The 21,758-nt window shown below is 70.1% G+C and carries 19 protein-coding genes; 10 read left to right on the plus strand and 9 right to left on the minus strand.

The features are described from left to right. Positions 1-209: 209 nt before the first annotated feature. The gene (locus ACFQVC_RS29810) at positions 210-1,025 is read right to left on the minus strand and encodes a Fic family protein (RefSeq protein WP_381836347.1); all 816 of its coding nucleotides are present in this window, start codon (positions 1,023-1,025) and stop codon (positions 210-212) included. A gap of 102 nt (positions 1,026-1,127) precedes the next feature. Between ACFQVC_RS29810 and ACFQVC_RS29815 the strand changes: the two genes are divergently transcribed. Further along, positions 1,128-2,141, plus strand: a complete 1,014-nt coding sequence (locus ACFQVC_RS29815; RefSeq protein WP_381836349.1) for an ATP-binding protein — start codon at positions 1,128-1,130, stop codon at positions 2,139-2,141. Here ACFQVC_RS29815 and ACFQVC_RS29820 read toward each other — a convergent pair. Beyond that, entirely contained in the window at positions 2,107-3,402 is a 1,296-nt protein-coding gene (locus ACFQVC_RS29820) for a polysaccharide deacetylase family protein (protein WP_381836458.1), read from the minus strand. The two genes, ACFQVC_RS29815 and ACFQVC_RS29820, sit on opposite strands and share 35 nt — an antisense overlap. A gap of 412 nt (positions 3,403-3,814) precedes the next feature. Between ACFQVC_RS29820 and ACFQVC_RS29825 the strand changes: the two genes are divergently transcribed. From ACFQVC_RS29825 to ACFQVC_RS29850, 6 genes are all read left to right on the plus strand, one after another. Then, entirely contained in the window at positions 3,815-6,145 is a 2,331-nt protein-coding gene (locus ACFQVC_RS29825; protein ID WP_381836351.1) for a bifunctional SulP family inorganic anion transporter/carbonic anhydrase, read from the plus strand. Between the two features lie 226 nt (positions 6,146-6,371). Further along, on the plus strand, positions 6,372-8,330 hold the full coding sequence (gene acs / locus ACFQVC_RS29830) for an acetate--CoA ligase (protein WP_381836353.1): 1,959 nt from the start codon (positions 6,372-6,374) through the stop codon (positions 8,328-8,330). A 306-nt stretch (positions 8,331-8,636) separates the two neighbouring features. Continuing rightward, positions 8,637-10,037 (plus strand): Na+/H+ antiporter NhaA, encoded by a 1,401-nt coding sequence (gene nhaA / locus ACFQVC_RS29835; RefSeq protein ID WP_381836355.1) that lies wholly within the window; start codon positions 8,637-8,639, stop codon positions 10,035-10,037. A gap of 77 nt (positions 10,038-10,114) precedes the next feature. Further along, positions 10,115-10,606 carry a phage holin family protein gene (locus ACFQVC_RS29840; protein WP_381836357.1) on the plus strand — a complete coding sequence of 164 codons (492 nt, stop codon included), beginning with the start codon at positions 10,115-10,117 and terminating at the stop codon, positions 10,604-10,606. Then, positions 10,603-11,562 (plus strand): alpha/beta fold hydrolase, encoded by a 960-nt coding sequence (locus ACFQVC_RS29845; protein WP_381836359.1) that lies wholly within the window; start codon positions 10,603-10,605, stop codon positions 11,560-11,562. Before ACFQVC_RS29840 ends, ACFQVC_RS29845 begins: the two co-directional genes overlap by 4 nt. Positions 11,563-11,740: 178 nt before the next feature. After that, positions 11,741-11,929, plus strand: a complete 189-nt coding sequence (locus ACFQVC_RS29850) for a hypothetical protein (RefSeq protein ID WP_381836361.1) — start codon at positions 11,741-11,743, stop codon at positions 11,927-11,929. A 252-nt stretch (positions 11,930-12,181) separates the two neighbouring features. Here ACFQVC_RS29850 and ACFQVC_RS29855 read toward each other — a convergent pair whose 3' ends face one another. The 3 genes from ACFQVC_RS29855 to nth form a co-directional block, all read right to left on the minus strand. Continuing rightward, positions 12,182-13,381 carry a MarP family serine protease gene (locus ACFQVC_RS29855; RefSeq protein ID WP_381836363.1) on the minus strand — a complete coding sequence of 400 codons (1,200 nt, stop codon included), beginning with the start codon at positions 13,379-13,381 and terminating at the stop codon, positions 12,182-12,184. Between the two features lie 138 nt (positions 13,382-13,519). After that, positions 13,520-14,380 (minus strand): NUDIX hydrolase, encoded by an 861-nt coding sequence (locus tag ACFQVC_RS29860; protein WP_381836365.1) that lies wholly within the window; start codon positions 14,378-14,380, stop codon positions 13,520-13,522. 84 nt (positions 14,381-14,464) lie between these two features. After that, complete coding sequence (gene nth, locus ACFQVC_RS29865; RefSeq protein WP_381836460.1) at positions 14,465-15,505, minus strand: endonuclease III; 1,041 nt, start codon at positions 15,503-15,505, stop codon at positions 14,465-14,467. Between the two features lie 454 nt (positions 15,506-15,959). On the opposite strand from nth, the gene ACFQVC_RS29870 reads away from it, so the two are divergent. After that, positions 15,960-16,634, plus strand: a complete 675-nt coding sequence (locus ACFQVC_RS29870; protein WP_282516665.1) for a Crp/Fnr family transcriptional regulator — start codon at positions 15,960-15,962, stop codon at positions 16,632-16,634. A 137-nt stretch (positions 16,635-16,771) separates the two neighbouring features. Here the strand turns inward: ACFQVC_RS29870 and ACFQVC_RS29875 are convergent, their stop codons facing one another. From ACFQVC_RS29875 to ACFQVC_RS29890, 4 genes are all read right to left on the minus strand, one after another. Beyond that, positions 16,772-17,602, minus strand: a complete 831-nt coding sequence (locus ACFQVC_RS29875; RefSeq protein ID WP_381836367.1) for an MBL fold metallo-hydrolase — start codon at positions 17,600-17,602, stop codon at positions 16,772-16,774. Further along, positions 17,599-18,639, minus strand: a complete 1,041-nt coding sequence (locus ACFQVC_RS29880) for an NUDIX hydrolase (RefSeq protein WP_381836369.1) — start codon at positions 18,637-18,639, stop codon at positions 17,599-17,601. Before ACFQVC_RS29880 ends, ACFQVC_RS29875 begins: the two co-directional genes overlap by 4 nt. Before the next feature lie 64 nt (positions 18,640-18,703). Further along, positions 18,704-19,189 (minus strand): RidA family protein, encoded by a 486-nt coding sequence (locus tag ACFQVC_RS29885; RefSeq protein ID WP_381836371.1) that lies wholly within the window; start codon positions 19,187-19,189, stop codon positions 18,704-18,706. Continuing rightward, positions 19,186-19,347 (minus strand): DUF4177 domain-containing protein, encoded by a 162-nt coding sequence (locus ACFQVC_RS29890; RefSeq protein WP_003975360.1) that lies wholly within the window; start codon positions 19,345-19,347, stop codon positions 19,186-19,188. Before ACFQVC_RS29890 ends, ACFQVC_RS29885 begins: the two co-directional genes overlap by 4 nt. A gap of 71 nt (positions 19,348-19,418) precedes the next feature. Between ACFQVC_RS29890 and bagA the strand changes: the two genes are divergently transcribed. Beyond that, positions 19,419-20,390, plus strand: a complete 972-nt coding sequence (gene bagA, locus ACFQVC_RS29895) for an ATPase BagA (RefSeq protein ID WP_381836373.1) — start codon at positions 19,419-19,421, stop codon at positions 20,388-20,390. Further along, positions 20,387-21,739 (plus strand): ATPase BagB, encoded by a 1,353-nt coding sequence (gene bagB / locus ACFQVC_RS29900; RefSeq protein WP_381836375.1) that lies wholly within the window; start codon positions 20,387-20,389, stop codon positions 21,737-21,739. Before bagA ends, bagB begins: the two co-directional genes overlap by 4 nt. Positions 21,740-21,758: the final 19 nt, after the last annotated feature.

The following is a 21,758-nucleotide window of genomic DNA, read 5'->3' on the forward strand; positions in this document are numbered from 1 at the left end:
CGGGCCAGCCGCACCAGGCAACGGGCAAAGTTCCCCGACCTGATGGGCACATATTTCGAGGACGCATGGTAACTGGGCGGACATGCCAGCGGCGGTACCAGAACTGGTACCGCCGCAACCCTGTTCAGGGACTTTCTCCAGACACCCGCACCATGTGAGGCACCCACCACCACGCGCGCGTAGTGGCGCCCGAGCGTCAGCCGTAAGCGCTACGCCGCTCCGCGCTGGAGCGCCTCGCAGACTGCCGTCGACTCACGCGCCCCCAGCTCGACCGCCTTGCCGCAGTGCGCGATCCACGCCGCCATCCCCTCCGGCGTACCGGAGGCATAGCCGTCGAGCGCGGCCAGATAGGCGGCGCGCCCCAGCTCGCCGTGGCCGGCCTCGGCAGGACAGATCGACTTGGGGTCGAGGCCGCTGCCGACCAGGACGATCCGCTCGGCCGCGCGCGCGACGAGCCCGTTGTACGAACCGAACGGACGCAGCGCGAGCAGCTCCCCGTGCACGACGGCGGCGGTCACCAGAGCCGGTGCCGAACTGCCCGCGATGACCATCTGGGAGAGACCTTCGAGGCGGCCGGCGACCTCGTCCGCGTCCGGAAGGGGAAGTTCGACCAAGGGCTCGTCGACGGGTTCGCCCGGGAGCCGGGGCCGGCCCACCGTGTCCTCCTGGACCCCGGCGGCCACCAGGTGCAGACGCGCCAGGACGCGCAGGGGCGACTGGCGCCAGATGGAGAGCAGCTGACCGGCCTCCGCCGTGAGCCGCAGCGCGGCGCCCACCATGCGGGCCTCGTCGTCACCGCCGAAGTCACTGCGCCTGCGCACCTCTTCGAGCGCCCAGTCGGCACCGGAGACGGCCGCGGAACCGCGCGCTCCGCGCAGCGCGGCCTCGGAGGTGATCTCGTTGCTGCGGCGTCGCATGATCCGGTGTCCGTAGACCCGGTCGACGCTCTTGCGCACGGACTCCACGGACTCGGCGACACCCGGCAGCGAGCCGAGCACAGCGAGCGGATCGGCTGTCGTACTCATAAGTAAGCAGCCTACGCACACGAGAGGCCGCCCCCACGAAGGAGTGGTCTTCTTCACGCGCGGCAACCGCGCACAGCGATCACCGCACTACTCTTGGTGAACATGAAGATCGCTTTCGTGGGGAAGGGCGGCAGCGGCAAGACCACGCTGTCCTCGCTCTTCATCCGACACCTCGCCACCACCGGCTCTCCGGTCGTCGCCGTCGACGCAGACATCAACCAGCACTTGGGCGCCGCCCTCGGACTCGACGAGGAGGAGGCCGCGGCGCTGCCCGCCATGGGGGCACGGCTGCCGCTGATCAAGGACTATCTGCGCGGGACCAATCCGCGGATCGCCTCCGCCGAGACAATGATCAAGACCACGCCTCCGGGCGCGGGTTCACGTCTGCTGCGCGTGCGCGAGGACAACCCGGTGTACGACGCGTGCGCCCGGGAGGTGGAACTCGACGGCTCCGCCATCCGTTTGATGGCTACCGGCCCCTTCACCGAATCCGACCTCGGCGTCGCCTGCTACCACTCCAAGGTCGGCGCCGTGGAGCTCTGCCTCAACCATCTCGTGGACGGCCGCGAGGAGTTCGTCGTCGTCGACATGACGGCGGGGTCCGACTCCTTCGCCTCCGGCATGTTCACCCGCTTCGACATGACGTTCCTGGTCGCCGAGCCGACCCGCAAGGGCGTCTCCGTCTACCGCCAGTACAAGGAGTACGCACGGGACTTCGGCGTATCTCTGAAGGTCGTCGGCAACAAGGTGCAGGGCCAGGAGGACATCGACTTCCTGCGCGAAGAGGTGGGCGATGACCTGCTGGTGACCGTCGGGCACTCCGACTGGGTGCGGGCCATGGAGAAGGGCCGCCCGCCGCGGTTCGAGCTGCTCGAGTCCGCCAACCGCGAGGCGCTGCGGACGATGTGGAGCACCGCCGACGCCTCGTACGACCGTCGGGACTGGGAGCGCTACACCCGGCAGATGGTGCACTTCCACCTGAAGAACGCGGCGAGTTGGGGCAACGCAAAGACGGGCGCCGACCTGGCGGACCAGGTCGACCCCGTCTTCGTACTGCGGGAGAGCGCCGGGGCGGCCGGCGTCAGTGCTGCCCCTTGCGCTCCTCAGCCGGCTTGACCGCCGGGGCGCCCGGGACTCCCTTGGGCGCCGGCGCGGGCTGGCCGGAGAGGAAAGCCGGCCAGCCCTCCTTCGGAGCCTTGCCCACCGGAAGCGTGCGCATCTTCTCCAGGACCTTCGGGTCCTGGGCGTCCAGCCAGTCGGCGAGCTGACGGAAGGAGACGCAGCGCACCTCGCGCTTGGTGCAGACGCGCTCGATGGTCTCCTCGATGGCACGCATATAGGTGCCGCCGTTCCAGGACTCGAAGTGGTTGCCGATGATCAGCGGCGCGCGGTTGCCGTCGTAGGCGCGCTGGAAGCCCTGGAGCAGGCCGTCGCGCATCTGGTCGCCCCAGTACTTGTGCTTCGAGGGGTCGCCCTTCGAGGTGTTGCCCGACTGGTTGACCATGAAGTTGTAGTCCATGGTCAGCGTCTCGAAGGCCCGTCCGGGCACCGGGACCAGCTGCATCGACAGATCCCAGAGGCCCTCCTTCTTCTTGGGCCACAGCTGGTTGTTCACGCCGCTGGTGTCATAGCGGAAGCCCAGCTCCCGGGCCGCGCGCATGAAGTTCTTCTGGCCCTCGAGGCAGGGAGTGCGCGCCCCGATGAGTTCCTTGTCGTAGTCGAAGGGAAGCGCATCGGCCTGCTTGGCGCCGGTGTTGCTCTTCCAGCGCTTCACAAAGGACTTGGCCTGGTCGATCTCGCTCTTCCACTCGGCCACGGACCACTCGCCGACGCCGCCGCCCTTGCCGCAGAAGTGGCCGTTGAAGTGGGTGCCGATCTCGTTGCCCTCGAGCCAGGCGCCGCGCAGCTGCGTCACGGTGTCCTTGATGCCCTTGGCGTCATTGAAACCGATGTCGGAACGGCCTGCGGAGTGCTGCGGCGGGTTGTAGAGGTGCTTCTTGTCCTCGGGCAGCATGTACACGCCGCTGAGGAAGTACGTCATGGTGGCGTTGTTGGCCTTGGCCACCTTGCGGAAGTGCGAGAAGAGCTTCTGGCTGTCCTCGCCGGCCCCGTCCCAGGAGAACACCACGAACTGCGGGGGCTTCTGCCCCGGCTTCAGGCGCTCCGGCTTCGGCAGATGCGGCTGCGCCCCGGTGTAGGCGGTGGATCCGTCGCCGATGAGCCGGACCGCGCTCTTGGGGGCGGGCGCGGGCTGCGCCTTCTTCGCGCCGTGGGCGCCTTCCGTGGAGCCGGGTTCGCCGCTTCCACAGCCGGCGAGTGCTACGGCGCAGGCCGCCGCGACGGTGATGCCCGCGGCGAGCTTCTTGGTGGCGGCCATCATCCGCCCACCTCTTCCTTCGGGTCGGGATCTTTCGGCGTGGATGTCGGCGATGTCGGCGTGGATCTCTTCGGCGTCGACGTACGCGGCAGCGGTGTTTTCGGGCGTGACATTAGGTAACGCCCAGAAGGCAGCAATTCGGTGTAAATACCTACGGCGTCGCCAAAATCGCACGCCTCGCAGCGGCAGCTGGTCCGACAAGCCGGACGAAAGGCTTATTCACTCGCCGGGGTGAAAGATTGCCCCATTTGCACTCTTTCTCCCGCCCTAACCTTTACTCTCCATTACGATTCGTTTACCGAGAGTTGATTAATCCCGCCGCTGTACGCCGTGACCCACGGCCGCGTCCCCACTCCCCCGGCACGCCCGGGGGACCCCAAGCGACCGCGTAGCCCCGGAGGAGACGGGAACCATGTCTGCCTGCGTCCCCACCCGCACCGACGACTCTTCTGAACCGGCCGACGAGCGCCGTCCGCACGGCCCGCCGCACGGCCCCAGGCGCCGCTTCAAGATCACCGGCGCTGATCTGTCCGCATCGATCGCCGTCTTTCTGATCGCGCTGCCGCTGTCCCTCGGCATCGCGCTCGCCACCGGAGCACCGCTCCAGGCCGGGCTTGTCGCCGCCGCCGTCGGCGGACTCGTGGCCGGGCGCATCGGCGGTGCGCCACTGCAGGTGAGCGGGCCCGCGGCCGGGCTCACCGTGGTCACCGCCGACCTGATCCAGAAGTTCGGCTGGCGCACCACCTGTGCCATCACCGTGATCGCCGGGCTCGCCCAACTCGGCCTGGGATTCCTGCGCGTGGCGCGGTCCGCGCTCGCCGTCAGCCCGGCGATCGTGCACGGCATGCTGGCCGGCATCGGCGTCACCATCGCCGTGGCGCAACTGCACATCGTGCTCGGCGGCAACCCGCACAGCTCCGTGGTCGACAACGTCCGGGAGCTGCCCGCCCAGTTGGCGGATCTGCATCCGGCGGCGCTGGCGACGAGCGCGCTGACGATCGCGCTCCTGCTGCTGTGGCCCCGGATGCCGGGCCGGGCCGGCCGTATCGCCCGCAAGGTGCCCGCACCGCTCGTCGCGGTCGCCGGGGCCACGGCCGTCGCCGCGCTGGCCGGGCTGAGCCTGCCCAAGGTCGATCTGCCGTCCTGGCAGAGCCATGCGCTGGCCGGGCTGCCGGACGGGCCCGTGCTCGCCCTGGTCGCCGCCGTTCTGACCACCACGCTGGTGTGCAGCGTGCAGTCACTGCTCGGCGCCGTCGCCGTGGACAAGCTGACGGCGGGGCGGTCCGGTCTCTCGGCGCCGCCGCAGCGCGCCGATCTCGACCGGGAGCTGCTTGGTCAGGGCGCGGCCAATATCGCCTCCGGGGTGCTCGGCGGACTGCCGGTCGCCGGAGTCGCGGTGCGCAGCACGGCCAATGTCCGAGCCGGCGCGATCAGCCGGAACTCCACGATGCTGCACGGCGTTTGGGTAGTAGTGGCCTCCCTCGCCCTGGCGTCCGTCCTGGAGCTGATCCCGCTCGCCGCGCTCGCCGCACTCGTCATGGCCGTCGGCATCCAGATGGTCAGCATCAACCACATCCGCACCGTGACCCGCCACCGGGAAGTGCTCGTCTACTCGGTGACCACGCTCGGTGTCGTCCTGCTCGGCGTCCTGGAGGGGGTGGCCCTCGGTATCGCCGTCGCCGTGAGCGTCGCCCTGCACCGCCTCGCCCGCACCCGGATCACACACGACGTGCACGACGGGGTCCACCGTGTGCACGTACGGGGGCAGTTGACGTTCCTGGCCGTGCCCCGGCTCACCCGGTCCCTGCACCTCGTCCCCCACAAGGCGGACTGCGTCGTGGAGCTGGACGGCTCCTTCATGGACCACGCCGCCTACGAGACCCTGCAGAACTGGCAGGACGCACACACCACACACGGCGGCTCGGTCACGCTGACCGGGCGGTCCGGCGGCCGGATCGCCGAGCACGCGTCGGCCTCGCACTCCTGCTGCCGTCCCTGGACGCCATGGCGCAACCACACCTGCCACGAGTCCACCCCGGTGGCCCGCAGCGGGCGCCAACTCGCGGATGGCATCAGCTCGTTCCAGCGCAACACCGCACCTCATGTACGCGGTGAGCTGGCGCGGCTCGCGCGGGAGGGGCAGCGGCCCTCGCAGCTCTTCCTGACCTGCGCGGACTCCCGCCTCGTCACCTCGATGATCACGTCGAGCGGGCCCGGTGACCTGTTCGTCGTACGCAATGTGGGCAATCTCGTTCCGCTGCCGGGGGCCGAGAGCGGGGACGACTCCGTGGCGGCGGCGATCGAGTACGCCGTGGAGGTGCTGCAGGTGGAGTCGATCACTGTCTGCGGTCACTCCGGGTGCGGGGCGATGCAGGCGCTGCTCAACTCGCCGCCCGAGGGCGGTCAGACGCCGTTGCGGCGCTGGCTGCGGCACGGCCGGCCGAGCCTGGAGCGGATGGCCGACGAGCAGCACGCATGGGCGCGGATCTCGGGCAGGGCCCCCGCCGACGCGGTGGAGCAGCTCTGTCTGACCAATGTGGTGCAGCAGCTGGAGCATCTTCGGGCGCACGATTCGGTGCGGCGCGGGATCGCCGAGGGCCGGCTCGCCCTGCACGGGATGTACTTCCATGTCGGGGAGGCCCAGGCCTATCTGCTCGCCGACGCCGAGCGGCTCTTCGACCGGGTGGCTCCGGCCGCTTCGGCGAACGGTTCGGCGAGCCGGCTGACGCGCACCCCCGTCTGAGCGCTCCGCGGGAAGTCCGGCAGGGCATCTGCGGGTGCGTCGTGGCCCGTCCAGCGCAAGGCAACTCCCGTCCGTGTGTACGTGTGGCCCCGTCACCGCGGGGCCACACGTACACACAGGTCTAAACCAATTCTCGGCAGGCCCTTGTCACCGGCAGGGTCCTTCTGATGAGCTGTGGCCTGGGACACAACGGTCGCCCCGGCAAAGCACCGTAGAGGGAGATGTCGTGAGCAACGAAAGCCTGGCCAACCTCTTGAAGGAGGAGCGTCGCTTCGCGCCGCCGGCCGACCTGGCCGCGAACGCCAACGTCACCGCGGAGGCGTATGAACAGGCCAAGGCTGACCGGCTGGGCTTCTGGGCCGAGCAGGCACGGCGACTGAGCTGGGCCACCGAACCGGCCGAGACGCTCGACTGGTCGAACCCGCCCTTCGCCAAGTGGTTCGCCGACGGCAAGCTCAACGTGGCGTACAACTGCGTGGACCGCCATGTCGAGGCGGGCCACGGCGACCGGGTCGCCATCCACTTCGAGGGTGAGCCGGGCGACAGCCGCGCCATCACCTACGCCGAGCTCAAGGACGAGGTCTCCAAGGCCGCGAACGCCCTTCTGGAGCTGGGAGTTCAAAAGGGCGACCGGGTCGCCGTCTATATGCCGATGATCCCCGAGACCGCGGTCGCGATGCTCGCCTGCGCCCGGATCGGCGCCGCGCACTCCGTGGTCTTCGGCGGCTTCTCGGCGGACGCGCTCGCCAAGCGCATCGAGGACGCCGACGCCAAGGTCGTGATCACCTCCGACGGCGGTTACCGGCGCGGCAAGCCCGCCGCCCTCAAGCCCGCCGTGGACGACGCGGTCGAGCGCGTGGACAACGTGCGGCATGTCCTCGTGGTGCGCCGCACGGGCCAGGACGTCGCCTGGACCGAGGGCCGCGACGTGTGGTGGCACGAGATCACCGAGCGGCAGAGCGCCGAGCACACCCCCGAGGCCTTCGACGCCGAACACCCGCTGTTCATCCTGTACACCTCGGGCACCACGGGTAAGCCGAAGGGCATCCTGCACACGTCCGGCGGCTACCTCACCCAGGCCGCGTACACACACCACGCCGTCTTCGACCTCAAGCCGGAGACCGACGTCTACTGGTGCACGGCCGACGTCGGCTGGGTCACCGGCCACTCGTACATCGTCTACGGCCCGCTGGCCAACGGCGCGACACAGGTCATGTACGAGGGCACCCCCGACACCCCGCACCAGGGCCGCTTCTGGGAGATCGTGCAGAAGTACGGCGTCACGATCCTCTACACGGCGCCGACCGCGATCCGTACGTTCATGAAGTGGGGCGACGAGATCCCCGCCAAGTTCGACCTGTCCTCGCTGCGGGTCCTCGGTTCGGTCGGTGAGCCGATCAACCCCGAGGCCTGGATCTGGTACCGGAAGAACATCGGCGGCGACAACTGCCCCATCGTGGACACCTGGTGGCAGACCGAGACCGGCGCCATGATGATCTCGCCCCTGCCCGGAGTGACCGAGACCAAGCCCGGCTCCGCCCAGCGGCCGCTGCCGGGAATCTCGGCGACCGTCGTCGACGACGAGGCGCACGAGGTCCCGAACGGCGGCGGTGGCTATCTGGTGCTCACCGAGCCGTGGCCGTCGATGCTGCGCACCATCTGGGGCGACGACCAGCGGTTCATCGACACCTACTGGTCGCGCTTCGAGGGGCAGTACTTCGCCGGTGACGGCGCCAAGAAGGACGAGGACGGCGACATCTGGCTGCTCGGCCGGGTGGACGACGTGATGCTCGTGTCCGGGCACAACATCTCCACCACCGAGGTCGAGTCCGCGCTCGTCTCGCACCCTTCGGTCGCCGAGGCCGCCGTGGTCGGCGCCGCCGACGAGACCACCGGGCAGGCCATCGTGGCCTTTGTGATCCTGCGCGGCACCGCCGACGCGGAGGCCGAGGGGCTCGTCGCCGACCTCCGTAACCACGTGGGCGCCACCCTCGGCCCGATCGCCAAGCCCAAGCGGGTCCTGCCGGTCGCCGAGCTGCCCAAGACCCGCTCCGGCAAGATCATGCGGCGGCTGCTGCGGGACGTGGCGGAGAACCGCGAGCTCGGTGACGTCACCACGCTCACCGACTCGTCCGTCATGGACCTGATCCAGACGAAGCTGCCGTCGGCGGGCTCCGAGGACTGATCACCCGAGGCCTCCGCCCGCACAGGCAGCTCAGGGCCTGCGCGTAGGTACGCATAGGTACGCAGCCCAGCTCAGGGCCTGCGCATGGGTACGTAGCCCAGAGGGCACCCGGCAACGCGCCGGGTGCCCTTTTTGCTCGTAAAGTGAAGATCACCCGATGCACCCGGACGGGCGACCGGTACAGTGGTTGCCGCGTCAACATCGCGACAAGACAAGAACTCGCAAATCAGGTGCGCCGGGAAGTCTGGTCGGCAACGGGGTCCAACGACCCTTCATACGCCGAACACGACCGGGAGGTCATCGCCTGTGCCCGCGCCTGCGCCCACCAACAACCGCAAGGTCTTCGGCCGCCTCTCGTTGCCCGAGCGGAACTTCGTCGCGGATGCGCTGCGCGCCGAGACCGTGGGCGGCGTGCTGCTGCTCGTCGCCGCCGTGGCCGCCCTGATCTGGGCGAACACCCCGCTCAGCGACAGCTACGAGACAGTCCGCAAGTTCTACATAGGCCCCGAGTCACTCGGCCTGAAGCTGAATATCCAGCACTGGGCGGCCGACGGACTCCTCGCGATCTTCTTCTTCGTCGCCGGTATCGAGCTCAAGCGCGAGCTGGTCGCGGGCGATCTGCGCGACCCCAAGGCCGCGATCCTGCCGGTGGTCGCCGCGATCTGCGGTATGGCCGTGCCCGCGCTCGTGTACGTCCTCACGAACCTCGCCGGCAATGGCTCACAGAGCGGCTGGGCCGTGCCGACCGCCACCGACATCGCCTTCGCGCTCGCCGTGCTCGCGGTGCTCGGCACCTCGCTTCCCTCCGCGCTGCGGGCGTTCCTGCTGACCCTCGCGGTGGTCGACGACCTCTTCGCGATCATGATCATCGCGATCTTCTTCACCAACGACCTCAACTTCGCCGCGCTCGGCGGCGCCGTCGTCGGCCTCGCGGTCTTCTGGCTGCTGCTCCGCAAGGGTGTCCGCGGCTGGTACATCTACATCCCGCTCGCCCTGGTCATCTGGGGCCTGATGTACAACTCCGGCATCCACGCGACCATCGCGGGCGTGGCCATGGGCCTGATGCTGCGCTGCACCAAGCGGGACGACGAGGAGCACTCCCCCGGCGAGCACATCGAGCACCTGGTGCGGCCGGTCTCCGCCGGCCTCGCGGTCCCGCTGTTCGCCCTGTTCTCCGCCGGTGTCGGCGTCACCGGCGGCGCGCTCGCGGATGTCTTCACCCAGCCCCAGACGCTCGGTGTGGTGCTCGGTCTGGTCGTCGGCAAGACCATCGGTATCTTCGCCGGCACCTGGCTCGCCGCCCGCTTCACCCGGGCCGAGCTCAGCGACGATCTGGCCTGGCCCGATGTCTTCGCGGTCGCCTCCCTCGCCGGTATCGGCTTCACCGTCTCCCTGCTCATCGGCGAGCTGGCCTTCGCGGGCGACGAGGCGATGATCGACGAGGTCAAGGCGGCCGTGCTCATCGGCTCCCTGATCGCCGCCGTCCTCGCGGGCTTCCTGCTCAAGCTGCGCAACGCCAAGTACCGCAAGATGGTCGAGGACGAGGAGCGCGACGAAGACCTCGACGGCATCCCCGACATCTACGAGCAGGACAACCCGGCGTACCACCTCCGGATGGCCGAGATCCTCGAGAAGAAGGCCGCCGAGCACCGCCGTCTCGCCGAACTGCCCACCGGGGGAAGCGGCAAGGACGACAGTCCGGCATGATCTGACACAGGCCGCCGCGTACAGAGGGCGCGCCCCGGTACTGAGAGCCACGTCCAGAAGAGAAGAGGGAGACCGCGATGAGCGCAGCCGATGGCGCCGACCGCAGCCTCGGGCAGCTGGTCGCCTCGGCGACCACCGAGATGTCCGCGCTGGTGCACGACGAGATCGCGCTGGCCAAAGCCCAGCTGCGACAGGACGTCAAGCGTGCCGGGATCGGCAGCGGCGCGTTCATCGCGGCCGCCGCCGTGCTGATCTTCTCGCTGCCCATGCTGAGCTTCGCGCTCGCGTACGGCATCCACGCCTGGAGCGGCTGGCATCTGTCCGTCTGCTTCCTGCTCTCCTTCGCCGCCAATGTGCTCGTGGCGGGGCTGCTCGGGCTTATCGGCGTCGTCTTCGCCAAGAAGGCCAAGAAGGGCAAGGGCGCGCAGAAGACGGTCGCCTCGGCCAAGGAGACGGCGGCCGTACTGCAGAACGTCAAGCCGCACCCGCGTGCGGTCACCGCTTCGGCGCGGGCCGAACTGGCCGAGAGGGTGGCCGAGACGGCGCCTGTGGCACGCTCGTCTTCATGACGGATCCCGCCACACCGGCCGCTCCTTCCGGGCCGCCCACTTCAGTCGTACGCCTCGACATCCCCGGTGGGAGAGAGGTGACCCACCGGGACGTGGCCGCGAACGGTGCACGCTTCCATATCGCGGAGGCGGGTGACGGGCCGCTGGTGCTGCTTCTGCACGGCTTCCCGCAGTTCTGGTGGACCTGGCGGCACCAGCTGACGGCCCTCGCCGACGCGGGCTTCCGCGCGGTGGCGATGGATCTGCGGGGCGTGGGCGGCAGCGACCGGACACCGCGCGGCTACGATCCGGCGAACCTCGCGCTCGACATCACCGGCGTGGTGCGGTCGTTGGGCGAGCACGACGCCGCGCTCGTCGGGCACGACCTGGGCGGGTATCTGGCGTGGACGGCGGCCGTGATGCGGCCCAAGCTGGTGCGCCGGCTCGTCGTCTCCTCGATGCCGCATCCACGGCGCTGGCGCTCGGCGATGCTCTCCGACCGCAAGCAGACCGCGGCCGGCTCCTACATCTGGGGCTTTCAGCGGCCCTGGCTGCCGGAGCGTCAACTGGTCGCGGACGACGGTGCGTTGGTGGGGCGGCTGATCCGGGACTGGTCGGGGCCGCGGCTTCCGGACGACGAGGCGGTGGCGACGTATCAGCGCGCGATGTGCATCCCGTCGACGGCGCACTGCTCGATCGAGCCGTACCGGTGGATGGTGCGGTCGATGGCGCGGCCCGACGGCATCCAGTTCAACCGGCGGATGAAGCGTCCCGTGCGGGTGCCCACGCTGCATCTGCACGGCTCCCTCGACCCCGTGATGCGCACCAGGAGCGCGGCGGGCTCCGGCGAGTACGTCGAAGCGCCTTACCGCTGGCGGCTGTTCGACGGTCTCGGCCACTTTCCGCATGAGGAGGACCCGGTGGCGTTCTCCACGGAGCTGGTGAACTGGCTGAAGGATCCTGAACCGGATCGGTGAGTGCGGGCGGGGAGGCCGGCCGGGGCGGGCTTGAGGGGGCCGGCCGGGGCGGGCTTGTGGGGGCTCCGCAATCCGGAAGGGAACAGTCGTCCTTCGAACGGCCAATTGCCTGACGCATAGGCCGATTGGGGACCGTGGGGGCGGTTATCGACCATGAGGCACGGGCACACGTCCGGGTATGGGCTGGACGCACGACTACAGTGACGCAGCACGCAATCGCCGCTCGGCCGCAGCGCTGAACCCGCATCAGAGGGGCGGCCCCCCGGATCAGGGGCATGAGCACTCCTCCGCGGCGATCGGCATTCCCCGCATCCTCCGCCGGAGGGCCCGCTGGGTCTCGGCGCGGCTGCGGCACACCCGCGACTGAGCGCGCCACGGCCGGAGTTGCTCACCGCCCCACGGCCGGAGTCACCACTCGCGCCGCGACCGGAGTTCGCCTCTGGCACCGCGACCGGAGTTCGCCTCTGGCACCGCGACCGGGATGACAGCGCGAAGCCTTCCGCGAGGCAGAGCACGCGACTCACGCGGATTCACGCGATCTCACACGACTCAGAACGCGCGCGTCAGAGCACGAGCGTGAGACCACGAGTGCGAGACCACGCGAGTCAGAGCGTGTGCGTCAGAGCGCGCAGCCTTCCGTGTCGACCTGCTGGTTCGACGTGCGGCCGAGCCTGATGTCGTCCCGCACCTCGTCCGCGGTCAGCGCGTAACCGGTCTGCGGGTCGTCGAGCGACTTGGCGAACACCACGCCGTACACCTTGCCGTCCGGGGTGAGCAGCGGGCCGCCGGAGTTGCCCTGGCGCACGGTCGCGTAGAGCGAGTACACATCGCGCTGCACGGTGCCGCGGTGGTAGATGTCCGGGCCGTTGGCGTTGATGCGGCCGCGGACGCGGGCCGAGCGGACGTCGTACGCGCCGTTCTCCGGGAAGCCCGCGACGATCGCGCTGTCACTGCTGACCGCGTCCTTGTCGGTGAACTGCAGCGGCCTGGCGTTCAGATTCGGTACGTCGAGTACGGCGATGTCGCGCTCCCAGTCGTAGAGCACCACCTTCGCGTCGTATCTGCGGCCCTCGCCGCCTATCTGGACGGTGGGCTCGTCGACGCCGCCCACCACATGGGCGTTGGTCATCACGCGGCGGTCGGAGAAGACGAAGCCGGTGCCCTCAAGGACTTTGTTGCAACTGGTCGCCGTGCCCATGACCTTGACGATGGACTGCTTGGCGCGGGCCGCGACCGGGCTGTTCTGCAGCTTGGGGTCGGGGGCCCTGACCTCGGTGATGGGCTCGTTGGAGAACGGGCTGAAGACCTGCGGGAAGCCGTTCTGCGCGAGGGCGGAGGTGAAGCCCCTGAACCAGGTGTCGGCCTGGACCGGCAGGGCGCTCGCGATGCCGTTCAGCACCTTGGAGTTGCGGACCTCCTTGCCGACCGTCGGCATCGTCGTCTGCGCGACGAGGGAGCCGATCAGCCAGGCGACGAGGAGCATCGCCAGGACGTTGACCAGGGCGCCGCCGGTGGCGTCCAGGGCGCGGGCCGGGGACCAGGTGATGTACCGGCGGAGCTTGTTGCCCAGATGGGTCGTGAAGGCCTGGCCCACGGAGGCGCAGACGATCACGATGACGACGGCCACGACCACCGCCGTGGTGCTCGCCTCCTGGCCGTCGGTGAGGGCGCCCCAGATGACGGGCAGCGCATAGACCGCGATCAGACCGCCGCCGATGAAGCCGATCACCGACAGGATGCCGACGACGAAGCCCTGGCGGTAGCCGACGATGGCGAACCACACGGCAGCGACGAGCAGCAGTATGTCCAGCACGTTCACCGAATCAGCCCTCGCCTCACATCGACCAGTCCTCGCCTCGCATCGCGGATCGCCGTCGTCCCGCGTACGCGCCGCGGCGCCGTCCTGTGCGGGGCGGCGGCGTCGTACTGCGTACGCACGGCACGGTGGCCAAGCCTGTCATGCGTGCCAGTCGAGGGGGACCTGCTTCGAGCGGTCCCAGGGTCTCTCCCAGCCCGCGAAATGCAGGATCCGGTCGATGAGTCCGGCCGTAAAACCCCAGACCAGAGCCGATCCGACGAGGAATGCGGGGCCCTTGTGGCCGCGGGGGTGGACCGAGGTGACGCGATTGGCCGGATCCGTGAGATGTGCCACGGGAACCGTGAAGACCCGGGCCGTCTCTCCCGGGTCGACGACGCCGACCGGGCTCGGCTCGCGCCACCAGGCGAGCACGGGGGTGACGACGAAGCGGCTCACCGGGATGTACAGCTTCGGCAGGACGCCGAAGATCTGCACCCCGGCCGGGTCGAGGCCGGTCTCTTCCTCGGCCTCGCGCAGGGCGGCGCGCAGCGGGCCCGTGGTGTGCGGGTCGCCGTCCTCGGGGTCGAGGGCGCCGCCGGGGAAGGAGGGCTGGCCCGCGTGCGAGCGCAGGGCGCTGGAGCGCTCCATGAGGAGCAGCTCGGGGCCCGTCTCGGCGGTGCCTTCACCGAAGAGGATCAGCACGGCGGACTGGCGGCCCTCGCCGCTCTCGGGCGGCAGGAAGCGGCTGAGCTGGTTCGGCCGGACTGCGGCGGCGGCGCGGGCCACCGGGTCCAGCCAGTCGGGCAGGCCTTCGGCGGTGACGGTCACGTCGCGGTCGTACGCGGGGTACGTGGCGTACGCCTCGTCGGTACCCGTGCCCTTGGTCGTGCTCGTGCCGGTGCCGGTGCCGGTGCTCGTGCCGGTGCCGGTTCCCGCCTCCGTGCCGGTTCCGGTGCCGCTCCTGTTCGTTCCGCCTGTGCCGCTCGTCCTGATCGCCCCGCTCGTTCTTGTATGCCTCATGGGCACCCCCGTCCGTCCGTTACTGCACAACGCCTGCGGGCGCCCCGATCGTTCCGGCCCCGGCCTACCCCTGTCGGCGCCATGTCATCCGGCGTCCAGCGGGGGCGCGGGCCGGCCCGGGTAGTCCGGCGGGGGCTTCAGGCGCTGGCCCGGGAGGCCGCCCTTCTCGTACTTGAGGAGCTTTTCGGCCTTATCCGGGTCCGTCTCGCCCTCGCCGTACGACGGGCACAGCGGGGCGATCGGGCAGGCGCCGCAGGCCGGCTTGCGGGCATGGCAGATGCGACGGCCGTGGAAGATGATCCGGTGCGACAGCATCGTCCAGTCGCTCTTCGGGAAGATGTCACAGACCAGCGCCTCGATCTTCTCCGGGTCCTCGGAGTCGGTCCACTTCCAGCGGCGTACGAGGCGGCCGAAGTGGGTGTCGACCGTGATGCCGGGGACGCCGAAGGCATTGCCGAGGACGACATTCGCCGTCTTGCGGCCGACACCGGGGAGTTTCACCAGGTCGGCGAGGCGGCCCGGCACTTCACCGCCGTGCTCGTCCCGCAGGGCCTTGGCCAGGCCCATGATCGACTTGGTCTTCGCGCGGAAGAAGCCGGTCGGGCGGATCAGCTCCTCGACCTCCTCGGGGTTGGCCGCGGCCAGGTCCTCGGGGGTCGGATACGCGGCGAACAGGCGCGGTGTCGTCTGGTTCACCCGCAGGTCGGTGGTCTGCGCGGAGAGGACCGTGGCCACCAGGAGCTGGAAGGGATTCTCGAAGTCCAGCTCGGGATGGGCGTACGGATACACGTCGGCGAGCTCGCGGTTGATACGGCGAGCGCGGCGGACCAGGGAGACGCGGGATTCGGGCTGAGAGATCTTGGTGGGCTTCAGTGGCTTCGCGGGCTTCGGACCGCTCGGGGACTTGGCGGTGCCTGCGGGCTTGGCGGTGCCTGTGGACTTCGCCGACTTCGCGGTCTTCGCCGGGGCCGTCTTGGCGGCCTTGGCCGTCTTGGCGGTGGCGGCCGCCTTCGTCGCCTCGCTCGCGGCCGTCGCCTTCTTCGCCGGGGTCGCCTTCGTGGTCGCCGTCTTCTTCGCCGAGGTCACCTTCGGGGCCGCCGCTTTCTTCGCTGAAGCCTTCTTCACCGGGGACGCCTTCGCGGCCGTGGCCGAGGCCTTCTTCGCCGTGGCCGAGGCCTTCTTCGCCGTGGCCGAGGCCTTCTTCGCCGAGGCCTGTGTCTCCGGTGCCGGCTTCCGGTTTACTGGTGCCTGCTCCACCGGATCCCCACCCTCCCCTTTTGTCCCTTTTGCGGCTTTCTTTGCGCTTCTTGTGACCTGTTCGCCCACAGCGGAATAACTGCGCTCCGCCACCGTCCCAGCCCCCTTGGCCTGTGCTCTCACCGGCGTATTGGACACTCGGCCAGCGTAAAGCCACCCACCGACATCCGCCCCGGGCCCAGGTGAACAGCCCCCGATTGGGCCCCCAGTCGCACGGCATACGACACCAGTACGGCATCCTTGTGACTGATCACACTGTTTGGACCGTCCGGCATCATGGGGACCACGGTCCCCGATGAGCAGGTCGACAAGGAGAGAACTCGTGGACGACGTTCTGCGGCGCGCCCCGCTCTTCGCGGCGCTCGATGACGAGCAGGCGGCGGAGCTGCGCGCCTCCATGAGTGAGGTGACCCTCGCACGCAGCGAAGCGCTGTTTCACGAGGGCGACCCAGGTGACCGCCTGTACGTGGTCACCGAGGGCAAGGTGAAGCTGCACCGCACCTCACCCGACGGCCGCGAGAACATGCTCGCTGTCCTGGGCCCCGGGGAGCTGATCGGCGAGCTGTCGCTCTTCGACCCCGGCCCGCGTACCGCCACCGCCAGCGCGCTCACCGAGGTCAAGCTCCTCGGCCTGGGCCACGGCGATCTGCAGCCCTGGCTGAACGCCCGCCCCGAGGTCGCGTCCGCGCTGCTGCGCGCCGTCGCCCGGCGGCTGCGCAAGACCAACGACCAGATGTCCGATCTGGTCTTCTCCGACGTGCCGGGCCGTGTGGCCCGTGCGCTCCTCGACCTGTCGCGCCGCTTCGGCGTGCAGTCCGAGGAGGGCATCCACGTCGTGCACGACCTCACGCAGGAAGAGCTGGCCCAGCTGGTCGGCGCCTCCCGCGAGACGGTCAACAAGGCGCTCGCGGACTTCGCGGGCCGCGGCTGGCTGCGCCTGGAGGCCCGCGCCGTGATCCTCCTCGATGTGGAGCGCCTCGCGAAGCGCTCGCGCTAGCCGCTGCGACCGGCAGCCGGCCACGGCTGCCGCAGCAGCACAGCAGCACCCCGGTTTCGTACGCCGACGGGCCCCGCCACACGCTTGGCGGGGCCCGTCGGCGTCCTCCTTGCGTCTTCCCAGCGCGTGCTCCCGGGCTAGATCAGGCCATGTTCACGCAGGTACTCCAGCTGCGCCCGTACGGACAGTTCGGCCGCGGGCCACAAGGAGCGGTCCACGTCGGCGTACACATGCGCCACGACCTCGGGCGCCGTCTTGTAGCCGTCCTCCACGGCCGTCTCGACCTGGGCGAGACGGTGGGCGCGGTGGGCGAGGTAGAACTCGACGACGCCCTGGGCGTCCTCGAGCACGGGGCCGTGACCGGGAAGGACCGTATGGACGCCGTCGTCCACGGTCAGGGAGCGCAGCCGACGCAGCGAGTCGAGGTAGTCGCCGAGGCGGCCGTCGGGATGCGCGACGACCGTCGTACCGCGGCCGAGGACCGTGTCACCGGTCAACACCGCCCGGTCGGCGGGGAGATGGAAGCAGAGGGAGTCGTCGGTGTGCCCGGGGGTGGGCACGACGCGCAGCTCGAGGCCGCCGGTGGTGATCACATCGCCCGGCGCCAGCCCCTCGTCGCCGAGGCGGAGCGCCGGGTCGAGGGCGCGCACCTTGGTACGGGTCAGCTCGGCGAAACGGGCCGCGCCCTCCGCGTGGTCGGGGTGGCCGTGGGTGAGGAGGGTCAGCGCGACGCGTTTGCCGGCCCGCTCTGCGGTGTCGAGGACCGTCCGCAGATGGCCGTCGTCCAGAGGGCCCGGGTCGATCACCACCGCGAGCTCCGAGTCGGGCTCGGCGACGATCCAGGTGTTGGTGCCGTCCAGGGTCATCGCGGAGGCGTTCGGAGCCAGGACGTTGACCGCGCGGTCGGTGGCGAGGCCGGAGAGCACCCCGCCCCGCGGCTGTCCCGGCAGGGCTGCGGCTTCGGTCATGTGGAGCTTCCCCCGGCGGTGGCATCGGTGTCGGCGTCGGTCTCGGTGGCAGCGACTGCGTCGGTCCCGGCGTCCGGCCCGGCGTCGGTCTCGGTGGCGGTGGCGGTGGCAGTGACTGCGTCGGTCCCGGCGTCCGGCCCGGCGTCGGTCTCGGTGGCGGTGGCGGTGGCAGTGCCGGTCTCGTCGACCGGGATGTGCTTGGTGAACTCGTCGTGCCCCGGCCAGGTGAGCACCAACTCGCCGTCCTCCAGGCGCGCTTGGGCCAGGACCGGAGTCAGGTCACGGTCGGCCGCCGCGGCCAGGGCGGCGGCGGCCGTCGCGCTGGGGGCGAGCTGGCGCAGGGTCGCGATGGTCGGCGGCATCATGAGCAGCTCACCGCGGTCGTACGCAGCGGTCGCGTCCTCGGGGCGGATCCAGACCGTCCGGTCCGCTTCCGTGGAGGCGTTACGGGTGCGCTGGCCGGCCGGGAGCGCGGCGACGAAGAACCAGGTGTCGTAACGCCGGGGTTCGAACTCGGGGGTGATCCACCGGGTCCAGGCGCCGAGCAGGTCGCTGCGCAGGACCAGGCCGCGCCGGTCCAGGAACTCGGCGAACGACAGCTCACGCCCGACGAGGGCCTCGCGGTCGGCCTCCCAGTCGTCGCCCGTGGTGTCGGAGACGACCGAGCCGGCGTCGGGGCCCGCGAGCAGGACGCCCGCCTCCTCGTAGGTCTCACGGACCGCGGCGCACACGATGGCCTGCGCCTCGGCCTCCGTGACGCCCAGGCGCCCGGCCCACTCCTTGCGGTCCGGGCCCGCCCAGCCGACCAGGCGGTCGTCGTCGCGCGGGTCGACGCCGCCGCCCGGATACGCGTACGCGCCTCCGGCGAAAGCCATGGAGGCGCGTCTGCGCAGCATGTGTACGGCGGGTCCGTCCGCGGTGTCCCGCAGCAGCATGACCGTGGCCGCGCGACGCGGGGTCACGGGCGTCAAGGCGCCCTCCGCGAGCGCGCGGATACGGTCCGGCCACTCCGGCGGATACCACTGCCCATTAGCCATGGGCGGAGGCTATCCCCTGACGGGTTGATGTTCGAGAGGCAACCAAATCCCCGCGATCATCCCCTCAGCCCTCGTCGACCAGCTCCACCTGGATCTCGACCTCCACGGGGGCGTCGAGCGGAAGCACCGCCACACCCACCGCGCTGCGCGCGTGCACGCCCTTGTCGCCGAGGACCTCACCGAGGAGTTCGCTGGCACCGTTGAGGACGGCGGGCTGGCCCGTGAAGTCCGCGGCGGAGGCGACGAAGCCGACGACCTTCACCACGCGCTTGATGCGGTCCAGGTCACCGGCGACCGACTTCACGGCCGCGAGTGCGTTCAGGGCGCAGATGCGGGCGAGGTCCTTGGCGTCCTCGGGGGTCACCTCGGCGCCGACCTTGCCGACCGCCGGAAGCTTGCCCTCCACCATGGGGAGCTGGCCGGCGGTGTACACGTACACACCGGACTGGACGGCCGGCTGGTACGAGGCGAGCGGCGGGACGACGTCCGGCAGGGTCAGGCCGAGCTCGGTGAGCTTCGCCTCCACCGCGCCGCTTACCGCGCCACTCATGCCTGCTTCTCCCGCTTCAGGTAGGCCACCAGCTGCTCGGGGTTGTTGGGGCCCGGGACGACCTGGACCAGCTCCCAGCCGTCCTCGCCCCAGGTGTCCAGAATCTGCTTCGTCGCGTGCACGAGAAGGGGCACGGTCGCGTATTCCCACTTGGTCATACGGCGACTGTAATGCCTGGCACAGACGACCTCGTGCGTAGGCCGGGGGGCGACTGGTTAGGCTCGAATACGTGAGCAGGCTCCAGGTCGTCAGCGGCAAGGGCGGTACCGGTAAGACCACGGTGGCCGCCGCTCTCGCGCTCGCCCTCGCGACGGAGGGAAAGCGCACGCTTCTTGTGGAGGTCGAGGGCAGGCAGGGCATCGCGCAGCTCTTCGAGACCGAAGCACTCCCCTACGAGGAGCGGAAGATCGCGGTCGCTCCGGGCGGAGGCGAGGTGTACGCCCTGGCCATCGACGCCGAGCTGGCGCTCCTCGACTACCTCCAGATGTTCTACCGGCTCGGCGGCGCGGGCCGCGCCCTGCGCAAGCTCGGCGCGATCGACTTCGCCACCACCATCGCCCCCGGCGTCCGCGACGTACTCCTGACGGGCAAGGCGTGCGAGGCGGTCAGGCGGAAGGACAAGAAGGGCCGGTACGCGTATGACTACGTCATCATGGACGCCCCGCCCACGGGGCGGATCACGCGCTTCCTGAACGTCAACGACGAGGTGGCGGGGCTCGCCAAGATCGGGCCCATACACAACCAGGCGCAGGCCGTGATGCGGGTCCTCAAGTCGCCCGAGACGGCTGTGCACTTGGTGACCCTGCTCGAGGAGATGCCGGTCCAGGAGACCCTGGACGGGATCGGGGAACTGCGGGACGCGGGACTCCCGGTGGGGCGGATCCTCGTGAACATGGTGCGGCCCGCGCTGCTCGACGGGCCCGTCCCCGACGGCGTACGGCGCACCGACCTCGCCAAGGCGCTGTCCAGCGCGGGGCTCGGCGGGGCGCGCAAGGGCGGGCTCGCGGAGCAGCTGGTCGATCCGCTGCTCGCCCAGGCCGCGGAGCATGCCGAGCGGGTGGAACTGGAGCGCGGTCAGCGGGAGCTGCTCGCCGAACCGGGCCTGCCCGTGCAGGAGTTGGAGCTGCTCACCGAGGGCATCGATCTGGCCGGGCTCTACCGCCTGGCGACCGAGTTGCGGAAACAGGGGGTCGTCGCATGACGCTGGATCCGGTACCGACGCTCGACGTCGATCCGCTGATCGACGACCCGAAGACCCGGATCATCGTGTGCTGCGGCGCGGGCGGCGTGGGCAAGACCACGACCGCCGCCGCCCTCGGCCTGCGGGCCGCCGAGCGCGGCCGCAAGGTCGTCGTCCTCACCATCGACCCGGCCCGCCGCCTCGCCCAGTCCATGGGCATCGACTCGCTCGACAATGTGCCGCGGCGGGTGAAGGACATCAGTGGTGATGGCGAACTGCACGCCATGATGCTGGACATGAAGCGCACCTTCGACGAGATCGTCGAGGCGCACGCGGACGCCGACCGGGCGGCCGCGATCCTGGGCAACCCCTTCTACCAGTCGCTCTCGGCGGGCTTCGCGGGCACGCAGGAGTACATGGCGATGGAGAAGCTGGGCCAGCTGCGGGCCCGCGACGAGTGGGACCTGATCGTCGTCGACACCCCGCCGTCGCGCTCGGCGCTCGACTTCCTGGACGCGCCGAAGAACCTGGGGTCGTTCCTGGACGGCAAGTTCATCCGGGTGCTCATGGCGCCGGCAAAGGTCGGCGGGCGGGCCGGGATGAAGTTCCTGAACGTCGGGATGTCGATGATGACGGGGACGCTCGGGAAGCTGCTCGGGGGCCAGTTCCTGGGGGACGTACAGACTTTCGTGGCCGCGATGGACACCATGTTCGGCGGTTTCCGCACCCGGGCCGATGCGACCTACCGGCTCCTCCAGGCGCCGGGTACGGCCTTCCTGGTGGTGGCGGCGCCGGAGCGGGACGCGCTGCGGGAGGCGGCCTATTTCGTGGAGCGCCTGGCCGCCGAGGGGATGCCGCTGGCGGGCCTTGTGCTCAACCGGGTGCACGGCAGCGGCGCCGCCCGGCTCTCGGCCGAGCGGGCGCTCGCCGCTGCGGAAAATCTTGATGAGCGCCGCATTGTGGATCAGGAGGGCGGGAAGGAAGGAGTGCGTAACTCCCCCGAATCGCCCGAACCCCCAGCGCAAGCGGCGGATGAAGCCGAGGAACCCACGGCCCCCACGGCACCCATGCGCTCCAAGGCATCGGCCTCGGACTCCACAGACCACTCGGACTCCACAGACCGGGCGCACTCCACGGACCCGGCGCACCAACTGGCCGCAGGGCTGCTGCGGTTGCACGCCGAGCGTATGCATCTGCTCGCCCGTGAGCAGCGCACACGTGACCGCTTCACCGCGCTGCACCCCGAGGTGGCTGTGACCGAGGTGGCCGCTCTGCCCGGCGATGTGCATGACCTCGCAGGGCTCCGGGACATCGGAGACCGGCTCGCGGCCGGGAGCCAACCGGCCGGAGCTGAGCCCGAGTCCGCGTGATCAGCGCGTGATCAGCGTG

This window comes from Streptomyces monticola (assembly GCF_042665355.1).
GTDB classification, from domain to species: Bacteria; Actinomycetota; Actinomycetes; order Streptomycetales; family Streptomycetaceae; genus Streptomyces; species Streptomyces monticola.

Coding starts and splice junctions, on each gene's coding strand:
- ACFQVC_RS29885 (WP_381836371.1), bottom strand. CDS start 19,189: ATGAGTGGCGCGGTAAGCGGCGCGGTGGAGGCGAAGCTCACCGAGCTC.
- ACFQVC_RS29860 (WP_381836365.1), bottom strand. CDS start 14,380: ATGAGGCATACAAGAACGAGCGGGGCGATCAGGACGAGCGGCACAGGC.
- ACFQVC_RS29840 (WP_381836357.1), top strand. CDS start 10,115: ATGAGCGCAGCCGATGGCGCCGACCGCAGCCTCGGGCAGCTGGTCGCC.
- ACFQVC_RS29890 (WP_003975360.1), bottom strand. CDS start 19,347: ATGACCAAGTGGGAATACGCGACCGTGCCCCTTCTCGTGCACGCGACG.
- ACFQVC_RS29850 (WP_381836361.1), top strand. CDS start 11,741: ATGGGCTGGACGCACGACTACAGTGACGCAGCACGCAATCGCCGCTCG.
- ACFQVC_RS29845 (WP_381836359.1), top strand. CDS start 10,603: ATGACGGATCCCGCCACACCGGCCGCTCCTTCCGGGCCGCCCACTTCA.
- ACFQVC_RS29815 (WP_381836349.1), top strand. CDS start 1,128: ATGAAGATCGCTTTCGTGGGGAAGGGCGGCAGCGGCAAGACCACGCTG.
- ACFQVC_RS29875 (WP_381836367.1), bottom strand. CDS start 17,602: ATGACCGAAGCCGCAGCCCTGCCGGGACAGCCGCGGGGCGGGGTGCTC.
- bagB (WP_381836375.1), top strand. CDS start 20,387: ATGACGCTGGATCCGGTACCGACGCTCGACGTCGATCCGCTGATCGAC.
- ACFQVC_RS29810 (WP_381836347.1), bottom strand. CDS start 1,025: ATGAGTACGACAGCCGATCCGCTCGCTGTGCTCGGCTCGCTGCCGGGT.
- ACFQVC_RS29825 (WP_381836351.1), top strand. CDS start 3,815: ATGTCTGCCTGCGTCCCCACCCGCACCGACGACTCTTCTGAACCGGCC.
- ACFQVC_RS29820 (WP_381836458.1), bottom strand. CDS start 3,402: ATGGCCGCCACCAAGAAGCTCGCCGCGGGCATCACCGTCGCGGCGGCC.
- ACFQVC_RS29880 (WP_381836369.1), bottom strand. CDS start 18,639: ATGGCTAATGGGCAGTGGTATCCGCCGGAGTGGCCGGACCGTATCCGC.